Annotated in this window: 12 protein-coding genes; 7 read left to right on the top strand and 5 right to left on the bottom strand. The window is 63.5% G+C overall.

From position 1 onward, the window contains the following. Positions 1 to 87 precede the first annotated feature (87 nt). Positions 88 to 783, top strand: coding sequence for a L,D-transpeptidase (locus IB262_RS14905; RefSeq protein WP_034800943.1), 696 nt, complete (start codon positions 88 to 90; stop codon positions 781 to 783). A gap of 66 nt (positions 784 to 849) precedes the next feature. Here IB262_RS14905 and glcF read toward each other — a convergent pair whose 3' ends face one another. From glcF to IB262_RS14885, 4 genes are all read right to left on the bottom strand, one after another. Further along, positions 850 to 2,145, bottom strand: a complete 1,296-nt coding sequence (gene glcF, locus IB262_RS14900; RefSeq protein WP_192493681.1) for a glycolate oxidase subunit GlcF — start codon at positions 2,143 to 2,145, stop codon at positions 850 to 852. A gap of 111 nt (positions 2,146 to 2,256) precedes the next feature. Beyond that, positions 2,257 to 2,637, bottom strand: coding sequence for a membrane protein (locus IB262_RS14895; protein WP_034800937.1), 381 nt, complete (start codon positions 2,635 to 2,637; stop codon positions 2,257 to 2,259). A gap of 31 nt (positions 2,638 to 2,668) precedes the next feature. Beyond that, entirely contained in the window at positions 2,669 to 3,880 is a 1,212-nt protein-coding gene (gene glcE, locus IB262_RS14890; RefSeq protein ID WP_089044717.1) for a glycolate oxidase subunit GlcE, read from the bottom strand. Next, complete coding sequence (locus tag IB262_RS14885; protein ID WP_060584051.1) at positions 3,877 to 5,316, bottom strand: FAD-linked oxidase C-terminal domain-containing protein; 1,440 nt, start codon at positions 5,314 to 5,316, stop codon at positions 3,877 to 3,879. The genes glcE and IB262_RS14885 overlap by 4 nt, the downstream gene beginning before the upstream one ends. Before the next feature lie 106 nt (positions 5,317 to 5,422). On the opposite strand from IB262_RS14885, the gene IB262_RS14880 reads away from it, so the two are divergent. Then, complete coding sequence (locus IB262_RS14880) at positions 5,423 to 6,319, top strand: LysR family transcriptional regulator (RefSeq protein ID WP_034800931.1); 897 nt, start codon at positions 5,423 to 5,425, stop codon at positions 6,317 to 6,319. Between the two features lie 72 nt (positions 6,320 to 6,391). Here IB262_RS14880 and IB262_RS14875 read toward each other — a convergent pair whose 3' ends face one another. After that, complete coding sequence (locus IB262_RS14875; RefSeq protein ID WP_034800929.1) at positions 6,392 to 7,666, bottom strand: DUF3422 family protein; 1,275 nt, start codon at positions 7,664 to 7,666, stop codon at positions 6,392 to 6,394. Positions 7,667 to 7,953: 287 nt separating this feature from the next. Between IB262_RS14875 and IB262_RS14870 the strand changes: the two genes are divergently transcribed. From IB262_RS14870 to IB262_RS14850, 5 genes are all read left to right on the top strand, one after another. Beyond that, entirely contained in the window at positions 7,954 to 8,742 is a 789-nt protein-coding gene (locus tag IB262_RS14870; protein ID WP_244546716.1) for a FadR/GntR family transcriptional regulator, read from the top strand. A gap of 313 nt (positions 8,743 to 9,055) precedes the next feature. Continuing rightward, positions 9,056 to 9,562 (top strand): NUDIX hydrolase, encoded by a 507-nt coding sequence (locus IB262_RS14865; RefSeq protein ID WP_060516578.1) that lies wholly within the window; start codon positions 9,056 to 9,058, stop codon positions 9,560 to 9,562. A gap of 137 nt (positions 9,563 to 9,699) precedes the next feature. Beyond that, positions 9,700 to 11,205, top strand: a complete 1,506-nt coding sequence (locus IB262_RS14860; protein ID WP_060584345.1) for an inorganic phosphate transporter — start codon at positions 9,700 to 9,702, stop codon at positions 11,203 to 11,205. An 11-nt stretch (positions 11,206 to 11,216) separates the two neighbouring features. Then, positions 11,217 to 11,954, top strand: coding sequence for a 16S rRNA (uracil(1498)-N(3))-methyltransferase (locus IB262_RS14855; RefSeq protein ID WP_090294897.1), 738 nt, complete (start codon positions 11,217 to 11,219; stop codon positions 11,952 to 11,954). A 243-nt stretch (positions 11,955 to 12,197) separates the two neighbouring features. Next, entirely contained in the window at positions 12,198 to 13,571 is a 1,374-nt protein-coding gene (locus IB262_RS14850; protein WP_034800925.1) for a glutamate--cysteine ligase, read from the top strand. Positions 13,572 to 13,581: the final 10 nt, after the last annotated feature.

Here is a 13,581-nt window from a genome sequence, read left to right as displayed (position 1 = left end):
CGTTTGATCTACGGGATGTATCGCGGGCTTGAACTTCGATGCGTTTTGAATAGCCTGCCTGCAACGAGGGTTTAGAGGGAATCGTAAATGAAGCGTCATGCCAGCAAAGTGGTCGCAATCGCGATTGCGACCAGCACTATTCTTGTGGCCGCCAGCGCCTCGGCTTTCACGCCGGCGCCCGTAGCAGGCCCCAAGATCCAGTCGTCAGACATTGTACTCGTGGCCACTCCGAAGAAGCCGGCAAAACAATACTGGCGCACCAAGGTTCGCTTCCGCACCGACGAAGCCCCCGGCACGATCATCGTCGATACCAACAACAAGTTTCTCTACTACATCGACGGCCCGAACCGCGCGACGCGCTACGGCATCGGCGTCGGCCGGGACGGCTTCGGCTGGTCGGGTGTCGTGAAGGTTGGCCGCAAGGCCGAATGGCCGACCTGGACGCCGCCGGCCGAAATGCGCCGCCGCGAGGCCGCCAAGGGTCGCATCCTGCCGATCACCCAGGAAGGCGGCATCGACAACCCGCTCGGCGCCCGCGCCATGTATCTCTACAAGGGCGGCCGCGACACGATCTTCCGTATCCACGGCACCAACCAGCCCTGGACCATCGGCCAAAACATGTCTTCCGGCTGCATCCGCATGATGAACGAGGACGTGGAGCATCTCTACGACCGCGCCGACGTCGGCACGAAGGTCATCGTCATCGGCCCCGGCAGCAAGGCCGGCGACACCTATTTCGACGATCGCGGCGTCGACATCTTCCGCCAGATCTTTGGCGGCTGAGGACGCCGAAACTTCCACCCACCAGAAAGGCCGGCTCCCGAAAGGTGGCCGGCCTTTTGCTTTGCCTCAGAGCCCCTCAGGCTTTGCCCCGCCATAGGCCCAGTCGAGCAATTCGACCGTATGCAGGATGGGGATTTTGGTGCCGCTGGCGATCTGGGTGATGCAGCCGATGTTGCCGGTCGCGATCGCATCCGGCTTCGTCGCCTCGATGTTCTTCACCTTGCGCGCCTTCAGCTTGGCCGAGATTTCCGGCTGCAGGATGTTGTAGGTACCGGCCGAACCGCAGCAGAGATGGCCCTCGGCCGGATCGCGCACGACGAAGCCGGCGCGCTTCAGAAGCTGCTTCGGCGCAAGCGTGATCTTCTGGCCGTGCTGCATCGAACAGGCGGAATGGTAGGCGAGCGTCATGCCGCGCGCCTCCTGTTCCGGCAGGTCGAGGGTCGCCAGATACTCGGTGATGTCCTTGGCCAGCGCCGAGACCCGTGCGGCCTTTTCCGCATAGGCGGGATCGAGCCTGAGCATGTGGCCGTAGTCCTTGATCGTCGTTCCGCAGCCCGAAGCGGTGATGACGATGGCGTCGAGTCCACCTTCGTCGGCGACCTTGAGCCAGGCATCGACGTTGCGGCGCGCGGCTTCGAGCGCCTGGTTCTCGCGGCCCATGTGATGCACCAGCGCGCCGCAGCAGCCCTCGCCAGCCGAAACGACCACCTCCACACCAAATCGTGTCAGAAGCCGGATCGTCGCCTCGTTGATTTCCGGCTTCAGCACGGGCTGGGCGCAGCCGCTGAGCAGCGCAACGCGGCCGACACGCTTGTCCTTGGGCGCATGAACGCCGGGTGTGGCCGAAGCCGAGGGCTCCGCCACGACGGCGGGCGCCAGATCGAGCATCACGCCAAAGGTTTTCAGGAAGGCGACGCGCTTCATCAGTCCGGCGAGCGGTCGGGCAAGGCCGGCTGCCTTCAGCGACAGGCGGAAGCGCTGCGGATAGGGCAGCACGGCTGCGAGCACGGAACGCGCCAGCCGGTCCTTGAACGGGCGGCGATAGGTGTTTTCGATATGCACGCGGGCATGGTCGACGAGATGCATGTAGTCGACGCCGGAGGGACAGGTGGTGGTGCAGGCGAGGCACGACAGACAGCGGTCGATATGGGTGACCGTTTCCTTGTCAGCCGCCCGGCCGTTCTCCAGCATGTCCTTGATGAGATAGATACGCCCACGCGGGCTATCGAGCTCGTCGCCGAGCGTAATATAGGTCGGACAGGTCGCGGTGCAGAAGCCGCAATGCACGCACTTGCGCAGAATGGCCTCGGATTCGGCCACGTGCGGATCGGCGAGCTGCTCGGCGGTAAAATTGGTCTGCAAGTGCGAACTCCACTCTTCGTCCTGCGGAACCGGGCGCTTCGCGCCGCGGTCGATTGCAACATTCTGTTTTCAGCTTCCTTCGACCTTGCCGGTCTCCGGTTGCATACCGGCCTAAACCATCCAGCCCTCGGGATTGGTAATCGGCTCTTCGCGCGCGGCCCTTTGCAGGCCGACGACGCAGCGCACGACGATCCAGACGGCGGTGGCGATGAAGCCGAGGATGCCGACAAGCACCACCGTCAGCAACAGCGAGATCAACAGGAACAGCAGCGATATCCAGAAGGTCCGGATCGCCCAGACATAGTGCGTCTGGACCCACGGCGCGCCCTTGCCACGATTGAGATAGGCCATGACGACGCCGATGATCGGCGTGATGCCCACCGCAAACCCGACGAGATAAAGGACATAGATCACCTGCACATTGATCTTGCCCGGCTCCAGCCAGCGATCGGTCTCCCGGGAGAACGGTGTCTGCGGACCCTTATCGCTCATGCTTGTCTCTCCTGTTCCCTTGCGAATGCGCTCAGGAAATCGCGGCCATGCGGCCGGGATTGAAGATCCGGTGCGGGTCGAACTTCGCGCGCACGCGCTCGCTCAACTGTGCCACGGGCAAGGGTTGCGGTTCAAACGATGAAACGGCCTGACGGTAGCTGTCATCGGCCCTGACGAGGGTCGCGTGGCCGCCACCGAGAACCTTGATGTAACGGCGCACCAGTTCCGCCTCCGGATCGGCCTCCATGCGCAACCATACGAGACCGCCCTGCCAGTCGTAGAAAGCGTCGACGCCGGTCTGCAGCCGCAGTGCTGCTACCAGTTGATGGCCAAGCGACGGGGCGACGGACGCGCGCCAGAGCGGCTTCCTGGTACCGTCGGCATAGGGTTTGACGTCGCGGATCTCCGTCCAAAGCCTTGCTGTTTGCGATGCATCAAGCCGCGTCACCGCGCCGAAGCGGCCGACTGCCTTTGTCAGCTTTTCAGCCCTGATCGCAACGGATGCCTCCAGCCCTTCGAGCCTGAGCACGGTGGCTGCACCATCCGGAAGGTTGCCATCCAGGAACCGTCCGCGCACGCTCTCCGGCAGATGCGCCGCGCCGGAAACCTCAGTTGTCTGCGCCATTGCCTCGGCCATGACCGCCGCCGCCTCGGCATCATTGAGCCCGGAGACGACGATGGTCTCCGACGCCGGCGGCAGCGGCAGGACGCGGAAGGTGACTTCGGTGAGGATGCCGAGCGTGCCATGCGAGCCAGCCAAAAGCTTGACCAGATCGAGACCGGTGACGTTCTTCATCACACGCCCGCCGGCCTTGATTGCCTCGCCCTCGCCGTTGACGAAACGCACACCGAGCAGGCTGTCGCGGGCGGCACCGGCGACATAGCGCCTGGGGCCGGATACATTGGCGGCAAAGACCCCGCCGATCGTCGGCTCACCCGAGGAGGCGAAGATCGGCCGGTGATCCATCGGCTCGAAGGCGAGCATTTGCCGGTTTTCGGCCAATGCCTCGCCGATCTCGCGCAGTGGCGTTCCCGCAAGCGCGGTAATCGTCATTTCGGCCGGATTGTAGCTGACGATGCCGGAAAGGCGGCGGGTCGACAGCACCCGATCGGCGCGCACAGGATTGCCGAGGCCGGAGCGCGTGTTGCCGCCGATCACTACGAGCGACGCCTTGTCCGCCGCCATGGCGCGAACGACGGTCGCAATCCCCTCTTCGCTGGCCGGTTCGAAATGCACGATCATGCGGCGGGACGCCCTTTAAGAGGGAAGACCTTGGACGGGTTCAGGATCCATTGCGGATCGAAGGCGGCGCGCGCCGCCATCTGCTGGTCGAGGTCGATCTGGTTGTACTGATGCAGCATGAGATCCCGTTTTTCGATGCCGACACCATGCTCGCCGGTGAGGCAGCCACCCGCGTCGACGCAAAGCTTCAGGATATCGTTCCCGGCAGCCTCGGCGCGCGCCGCATCCTCCGGGTCGTTGATGTTGTACAGGATCAGCGGATGCATGTTGCCGTCGCCAGCGTGGAAGACATTGGCGACGCGCAGGCCGTAGCTCGCGACGATCTCACCGGTGCGGGCAAGCACATGGGAGAGTTGGCTGAGCGGCACGGTGCCGTCCATGCAGATATAGTCGGCGATGCGGCCGGTGGCGCCGAAGGCGGATTTCCGGCCTTTCCAGATCGCCGCCGCTTCCATGGCCGACTGGCATTCCTTGATAGTCGCGACCCCGTGACGGCGCGCGACCGCGACGATGCTCGCGAGCATCGCATCCATCTCCGGCTCGGAGCCTTCGACCTCGACGATCAGTAGCGCTTCGACATCGAGCGGGTAGCCGGCGTGGGCGAAGGCTTCGCAGATCTCGATCGCCGGCTTGTCCATGAACTCGATCGCGACGGGAATGATGCCGGAACCGATGACATCAGCGACGCAGGCGCCGGCCGCCTCCGACGAGGCAAAGCCGAAGAGCACCGGGCGGGCTCCCTCCGGTTTGGCGATCAACCGCACCGTCGCCTCGGTGACGATACCGAGCTGGCCTTCCGAGCCGCAGACGAGGCCAAGCAGATCATAGCCCGCCGCATCCAGCGCCTTGCCGCCGAGATCGACGACGGTGCCATCGAACAGCACCATCTTCACGCCGAGCAGATTGTTGGTGGTGACACCGTATTTCAGGCAATGAGCACCGCCGGAATTCATGCCGATGTTGCCGCCGATCGTGCAGGCGAGCTGCGAGCTCGGGTCGGGTGCATAAAAGAAGCCATCGGCGGAAACCGCCTCGGAGATGTTGAGGTTGGTAACGCCCGCCTGAACGGTGGCGGTGCGATTGAAAAGGTCGACATCGAGGATGCGCGACATCTTCGAGAGGCCGATGACGACCGCATCCTCTTGTGGGATGGCACCGCCCGAAAGCGAGGTACCGGCCCCGCGCGGCACGACCGGAACGCCGTAGCGGCTGCAGTATTTCAGGAGCGCGGCCACCTGTTCGGTGGTTTCCGGCAAGGCGACCGCCAGGGGCATGCGGCGATAGGCGATGAAGGCATCGGTCTCGAACGGTTTCAGTCCGCGCTCGTCGCTGATCAGACAGCCCTCGGGCAGGAGGTCCGAGAGGTCGGCGATAATCTCGCGGCGCCGGGCGATAACCTCTGGTTTCGGCTGCAGAAAACCGATTGTCTCCGCCATCAGCTCCTCCCGCCGCATATCGATTGGTTCATTTTCTTTACCACTAGGACAGAGGCCTCGCAAATGCTATTGAGCTTTTCCGTTTTGGAAATAATGGCAACGATTGATGACGAATTTAGGCGATCTTGAGATTTTTGCACGGGTCGTTTCCACCGGCAGTATGTCGGCAGCGGGGCGGGCGCTGGGGTTTTCCCCAGCTGTGATCTCCAAGCGCATCAAGAGACTCGAAGACCGGCTCGGCACGCGCCTCCTTCAACGCACGACGCGCCAGATTTCGCTGACGGAAGCCGGCCAGGGCTTCTACGACCGGGTGCTCGGCATTCTGACCGGCATCGAGGAGGCGGAAGCCTATGCGTCGGGCCGCTCGTCGCATGCGCTCGGGGTGCTGCGGATATCGGCGCCCACCTCCTTCGGCCGCATGCACATCGCGCCGCATCTGACCAAGTTCATGAAGGACCATCCGGATCTGAAATTGCACATCGTGCTGACGGACGAATTCACCGACATCGTCGCGGAAGGCTTCGACATGGCGGTCCGGATCGGCGAACTGGTGGATTCGTCGCTCGTCGCCCGTAAGCTTGCCCCCGTCCGCCGGCTGCTCTGCGCCTCGCCGGACTACATCGCCCGCAACGGCGCACCGAAAGAGATCGGCGACCTCGCCAACCACCTCTGCCTGCCGGCGCATAACAACGACAATTGGAAGCTCGAAGGGCCGGAGGGCGCGCTGGTCTGGCACCCGGAAGGGCCGCTCGTCACCAATTCCTCGGAGATTGTGCGCGCCGCCGTCATCGCCGGCGCCGGCGTTGCACTGCGCTCCACCTGGGATATCGGCCCGGAATTGCGCAGCGGCCAGCTGGTGCAGGTGCTACCGCAATGGGAAGGTTCGAAGCAGCTGACGCTTTCGGCCGTCTACCCAAGCCGCCAGTTCCTCCCGGCCAAGGTGCGCCTCTTCATCGACTATCTCGCCGAACTCTACGGACCGATCCCCTATTGGGAGCAGTAGGCGAACCGGCCTGGCATCTTTGTTTTCCGCAATTCCGGACGCAAAACCGCTGCACACTTTTGCTGGAATTGCTTACTTATGCTCGCTGTCCTCGTGGTGGCGGCGAATGCGGCGCACGATCAGCCAGACCCCGGCAACGGCGAAGGGCACGGCAAGCCCGGTCAGGAGACCGGGATCGATCGGCAGCTCGTGGCTGACCGCCTTGGCGAGATAGCCGAACAGCCCGACCACGTAATAGGAGATGGCGGCGACCGACAGGCCTTCGACGGTCTGCTGCAGGCGCAACTGCAACCTGGCGCGCCGATCCATCGAGTTCAGAAGCGCGCTGTTCTGCCGTTCAAGCTCGACATCGACCCAGCTTCGAAGCAGCGCCGTGGCGCGGGCGAGCTTGCGCGACAGGTTCGCCTGGCGCTCCTCGACCGACTGGCAGGTGCGCATGGCCGGCGCCAAACGTCGTTCGAGGAAGGTGCCGATGGTCTCGTAGCCCGGCACCGGCGTTTCGGCGAGCGTGCGGATGCGCTCCTGGACGATGCCGTAATAGGCGCGGCTGGCGCCGAAGCGATAGAGGCTGAGCGCGGCACCGGCCTCGAGATCGGCCGCGAGCCGAGTGATTTCGGCCAACATGTCGTCGGCCTCCTCGCGCACGTTTTCCTTCATGCGCTGGGTCACCGCCGTCAACCCGTCCTCCGTCCGGCGGATTTCCGGCGACAGCGACTGCGCAAGCGGCAGGCCCATCATCGCCAGCGTCCGGTAGGTTTCGATATCGAGCAAGCGCTGGACGAGAGCGCCGGTACCGGCTTCCGTCATGCCGCGATCGATCACCAGGATCTGCGTCAGGCCGTCACCGTTCTGGCGGAAGTCGGTGACGATCACCGCCTGGCCGTTCTTGGTCTCGCTGTAACAGAGGCTCGTCGGATCGAAGAGGCCGATGGCCTCGCGTGTCTCGGGCGTATCCGGCCGGATCTCCAGGCGGATGCCCGAGATCAGAGACCCGGGCGGCGAAAAGCCGTCGCCGAACGGATGGATCGGTACATCGCCGCCGAATTTCTCCGGCGGCGGCGCGTCCCAGAAATAGGTGGAGAATTCGGTATGACGCTCCCAGCGCAGCGTGCCCTGCCCCCAAGGCATCGCGTGATGGTTGGCGTCACGGCCGGGCGGCGCGATGCCGCGGGCCCGCGAAAGCTCCGACAGCACGGCGTGATCGACGATCGAGCCACCATCTGTCAGGAAGGCGAGCTGAAAGATCACCCGCGGCGTGGTCACCAGCGCATAGGGGCGCGAATGAACCTCGCCCAAGGCCAAAGCGCGCATCGGCGCCACCGGAAATGCAAAACTACCCTTTGCCATGAAGCGCCTTGTCCCCCTCACGCGTTCATCACAACTTTCTTATCAACGGAAAGAGCAAAAGAACAAAGGACGCATTGCCGCAGTTTGACTTTTGTCAGTCGCAACCAATCGGACGCACCCAAGTGGACAATCAAATTGACCACTTTGCGCGACCTGCCTAGATTGCGGCGCTGACAGGAGGAGGCGCTGAGCATCGACGCTCCTTCCGCCCTCGCCGCATGCAAACCGACCACATTCGCGATTTCGGACGAACCCGGGCCGAAATCCTCGTGATCTGGAGACCAGACGTGACCAAAGACCAGATCGACCTTTTCGCCCGTATCAGCCATAGCCGCACGGCGGACGAGGTCGTGCAGCAGATCGAGCTTTTGATCCTCGAAGGCGTATTGCGGGACGGCGACCGTCTGCCTGGCGAGCGGGAACTCTCCAAGCGCTTCGACGTGTCACGGCCGATCCTGCGCGAGGCGCTGAAGGAACTCGAAGGGCGCGGCCTGGTCGAAAGCCGCCACGGCGGTGGCACCTTCGTCGCCGACGTCGTCGGGCAGATCTTCTCCAGGCCGCTGATCGATCTCATTGCGCGCCATCACAAGGCGACCCAGGACTACCTCGAATACCGGCGCGAGCTCGAAGGCTTGACCGCGGAACTCGCCGCCACCCGCGCCACGGATTACGACCGGGACATCCTGACACGGATCATCGAGCGCATGCGCAGAGCGCACGCCGCCGGCGATTTTGACGCCGAACTCGAAGCCGATATCGAGCTGCACCAGGCGATCGGCGAAAGCGCCCACAACATCATTCTCCTGCACACGCTGCGCGCCTGCTACCGGCTGCTCCAGCAGGGCATATTCTTCCATCGCAATTCGGTCTTCGATGCGCCGGGGGCGCGCGACCGGCTTCTTGTGCAGCACGAAGCGATCTACGAGGCGATCATGGCAAGGGATCCGGCGAAGGCGAAAGCCGCCTCGCAGAGCCATATCGACTTCGTCGCCGCCGCCACCCGCGAGGCGGAACGCACCGGAGAATGGAACCGCATCGCCCGACTGCGCATGCAGCAGCGCGACCGCGCGAACTGACAGATCGGGCCCGCGCCCGACCCCCGGCTCTACCCTGCAGCCGCCTCTCCGGTCGGAATCAATCGCCCTTGCGATCTCGAACCGTTCCACCCCGAAATCAATCGTGATCCGACGACAACGTATGGCTGTCGGTCGGTTTGCAAATATGCCGCGAAAACACCATATCCTGTCGTATCCGGACCACAGTTCTGCGCAAAGCAAACCGCATATCCGGCTGCCGAATGCCCGCGACATTTACACGCTGCAGGACGCTGCCATACTGGTCGGCAAAGCAATTAAAGCCACTGATTCGCCGAGAGGAGCACAGACGACCTTGAACTTCTTGAACAGGCTCGCATCGGATGTCCAATTGATGCTGCGTCGACCGGCGCGCATGCAGTATGCCGCGCTCTGCTATCGGATCCGCAAGAAGACCAAGGCCCTCGAAATCCTCCTGATCACCAGCCGCGATACCGGCCGCTGGGTCATTCCCAAGGGATGGCCGATGCAGGGCAAGCGCGCCCATGAAGTGGCCGAGCGCGAAGCCTACGAGGAAGCCGGCGTCAAGGGGCATGTGCAGAAGGCGACCGCCGGCTACTATCTCTACCAGAAGCGCATGGATCACGGGCTGAAGATTTCGGTCAAGGTGCAGGTGCACGCGTTGGAAGTCGACGATCTCTGCAAGCACTTCCCCGAGGAAGGGCGCCGACAGCTCGAATGGGTCGACTACAAGGAAGCGGCCTCGCGGGTTGCCGAACCGTCTCTGAAAGATCTCATCCTTGCCTTCGGTGAACGCATGGGGAGCGCGTCGAGCCCGATGCCGAAGGCTGTGAACGGCTAGCCTTTTCAAGCATTCCAAGAGCATTCGACGCCGCCAGACGCGGGTTCCCGGCCTGCGCCATACGGATGTCCATCAAATCCACTTGAATGCGTGTCGCTGTGGCCTTAGTGGCCGTCGTGACAATGGAGTTCCAGGTAGTGGCACAGCCGCGCATACGCCTCGCAAAACAAACGATAGACAAAGACCTCGACAAGCTCAGCCTTGCCGAAGAGGCGTCGCAACATGTCAAGCGCAGCCTTGCGGCACCTGCGCTCGCCGGGCTGTTCCTGCTCTTGAGCATGGCCTTCGCCGCGAGCTTCGTGACGAGCTCCGCCAGCGCGCCGATCATCATCGCGGCGGCTGCCATTGCCGGCTACATGGCCATGAACATCGGCGCGAACGACGTGACCAACAACGTTGGCGCCGCAGTCGGCGCCAAGGCGATGTCGATGGCGACGGCGCTCACCATCGCCGCGATATTCGAGATCGCCGGGGCGCTGCTTGCCGGCCGGCAGGTCGCGCTGACGATCGAGGCGGGCATCGTCTATGGCGAAGACGTGCTCGGACCACAGGCAATCGTCTGGATCATGATGTCGGCACTCGCTTCCGCGGCGGCCTGGATCAACATCGCCACCTATTCCGGGGCACCGGTCTCGACCACGCACTCGATCATCGGCGGCATCGTCGGGGCAGGCATCGCGGCGGCCGGCTTTTCGAGCGTGCAATGGTGGTCGCTCGCCGGCATCACGCTCAGCTGGTCGGTCTCGCCGCTACTCGGCGGCGCCATCGCCGCAGCCCTCCTCGCTTTCCTCAAAGAATTCATCATCTACCGCGAGGACAAGATCGCCGCGGCCAGGCGATGGATGCCGGTCATCCTTGGCGTCACCGCCGGCTGCTTCATGGCCTATCTCGCGGTGATCGCACTGGTTCAGGTGGCCGCGATCACCATGCCCGTGGGTCTTGCTGCCGGCGGCGTCGCCGGTTTTGCGGTCTATCTGCAGGCAAAGCCCTGGATCGCCAGCCAATCGGAAGGGCTCGAAAACCGCAACCAGTCGCTGCGCCGACTCTTCCGCCTGCCTTTGATCGTAGCGGCGGCACTGCTTTCCTTCGCTCACGGCGCCAACGACGTCTCCAACGCCATCGGTCCCTTGGCTGCGATCGTCTCGGCGCTCGACGGCGTCATCACGACGGACAAATCACCGGCGCCCCTGTGGGAACTTGCGATCGGCGCGCTCGGCATCTCGATCGGTCTGCTGCTCTACGGCCCGAAGCTCATCCGAGTCGTTGGCCAGGAGATCACCAAGCTCAATCCGATGCGCGCTTTCTGTGTGGCACTGGCCACCGCGGTCACCGTGCTGCTGGCATCGGCGCTCGGCCTGCCCATCAGCTCGACGCACACGGCCGTCGGCGCCGTCTTCGGCGTCGGCTTCTTCCGCGAATGGTACATCCGCAATTCCAAGCGGCGGCTCGAATATGTCCGGCAAAAAACGGGACAGGCGGATTTCATGGAATCGGCGGAAACCAACTTTGCCGAGGTGCGGCGCCGGCATCTCGTCCGTCGCTCGCATTTCCTCACCATTATCGGCGCCTGGGTTATCACCGTCCCGGCCTCTGCCGCCCTGTCGGCCGTACTTTATTTCATCCTCTCCGGCATTTTCACCTGAAGGCCTCCTCAATGCGCGCCAATTTTCGCATGCAGCGACTGTTCGTCGAACACCCCTTGAGTGCCGGCTCGGCGCACGAGGCGTCCAAGGAACAGTTCAACTACCTGGTGAACGTGCTGCGTTACGAAGAAGGCGCCTCGATCCTCGTCTTCAACGGGCGCGACGGCGAGTGGCGGGCCGAGCTTTCCTTCGCCAGCAAGAAGCGCTTGGTGCTGACGCCCGTCGAGCAGACGCGCCCCCAGCCGGCGCCTTGCGATCTCGTGTATCTCTTTGCCCCGCTCAAGGTCGGACGGCTCGACTATCTCGTGCAGAAGGCCGTCGAAATGGGCGCCGGCACTTTGCAGCCGGTCATGACGCAACATGTGCAGGGCAAGCTTGGCAACATCGAGCGGGTTCGCGCCAACGTCATCGAGGCGGCCGAACAATGCGGCGTACTCGGCATTCCCCATGTCGAGGAACCACGCCGGCTCGAAGACCTGTTTGCCACCTGGCAGAGCGACCGGCGCATCATTTTCTGCGACGAAGGCAGCGACAGCCAGAATCCGTTGCCGATCCTCGCCGGCATCAAGGAAAAGAAGCTCGCGCTGTTGATCGGCCCGGAAGGCGGCTTCTCGGAAGCCGAGCGCACGCTGCTGCACAGCCTCGATTTCGTCACCGCCATTCCGCTCGGGCCCCGCATCCTCAGGGCCGACACGGCAGCCGTCGCCGCCATGGCGGTCATCCAGGCAACTGTCGGCGACTGGCGATAGCCGGTCGTTCCCGGGCAAATCGGACACCGCTCGCTCCCCTAGAAGGGGACGATCTCTCCGGCAAGGCAGGATTGGGTCACCAGTACCCATTTCCGCGGTGCTTGCTCCAGAGCAAGCAAATGTCCTACTTTTTTTGATGAGATCTTGAAAGAAATTGACTTGCACCGCACCTGATTACGGTTCAAGCAGCCTCCATCAACTCCCGCTAACCTGCGGGAGCCGCCCAAACAAAAGAAGACGCTCATGGCCCGAGATACCACCGACCAGACGCCGGTAACCTCTGTCGCTGACCTGACCGCCTACCTGGCAGAAGGTTCGAAACCGGAGGAGCGGTTCCGGATCGGCACGGAGCACGAAAAGTTCGCCTTCTTTAAGGCGGACAACAGCCCCGTCCCCTATTTCGGCGAGGCCAGCATCCAGGCGCTTCTGAACGGCATGGCGGCGAAAAGCGGCTGGGAACCGATCATCGACGAAGGCAACATCATCGGCCTTGCCGAACAGTCGGGCAATGGCGCGATCTCGCTGGAACCGGGTGGACAGTTCGAACTTTCCGGCGCGCCGCTCGAAAACCTGCACCAGACCTGCAAGGAATCGAACCAGCATCTGGCGGTGCTGCGCGAAGTCGCCGAGCCGCTCGGCATCCGCTTCCTCGGCATCGGCGGCAGCCCCAAGTGGACCTTTGATGAGACCCCGCGCATGCCGAAATCGCGCTACGGCATCATGAGCCGCTACATGCCGAAGGTCGGCACCCAGGGCCTCGACATGATGTATCGCACCTGCACGATCCAGGTGAACCTGGACTTCTCCTCGGAAGAGGACATGCGCCGCAAGATGCAGGTGTCCTTGAAGCTGCAGCCACTCTCGACCGCGCTGTTTGCAAGCTCGCCCTTTACCGACGGCAAGCCGAACGGGCTTCTCTCCTGGCGCGGCGACATCTGGCGCGACACCGACAACCAGCGCGCCGGCCTGCTGCCGTCCGCCTTCCGTCCCGATTTCGGTTTTGCCGACTACGTGGAGTGGGCGCTCGACGTGCCGATGTACTTCGTCGTGCGCGACGGCCACTACCACGATTGCACCCACATCACCTTCCGCCAGTTCATGGGCGGCGCACTCAAGGGCGAGGTCGCCGACTGGCAGCCGAACATGGGCGACTGGACCAACCATCTCTCGACGCTGTTCCCCGACGTGCGCCTGAAGCGCTTCCTCGAAATGCGCGGCGCCGATGGCGGCCCGTGGCGGCGGATCTGCGCGCTGCCGGCCTTCTGGGTCGGCCTGCTCTACGACCGCGAGGCGCTCGACGCCGCCGAAGCACTGACGCGCGACTGGACCTTCGAAGAGGTGAGCGCCATGCGCAACGCCGTGCCGGCTCAGGCGCTTGCCGCCAAGTTCCGCACCGGCACGCTTTACGACGTTGCCCGCGAGGTCATCTCCATTTCGCGCGGCGGTCTGAAGCGCCGCAACAGGCTGAACGGCGATGGTATCGACGAAAGCCAGTTCCTGGCGCCGCTCGACGAGGTGCTGGCCAAGAAGGCAACGCTCGCGGAAGACCTTTTGGCGCTCTACAATGGCCGCTGGAACGGCTCCGTAGACCCGGTCTTTGCCGAGTACCAGTATTAAGGCCCGAACA

The sequence above is a fragment of the Ensifer sp. ENS02 genome (assembly GCF_014851885.1).
GTDB lineage: Bacteria > Pseudomonadota > Alphaproteobacteria > Rhizobiales > Rhizobiaceae > Ensifer > Ensifer adhaerens.
The sequence above is the reverse complement of the archived record's forward strand: the minus strand, read 5'-3'. Positions and strand labels throughout refer to the sequence as shown.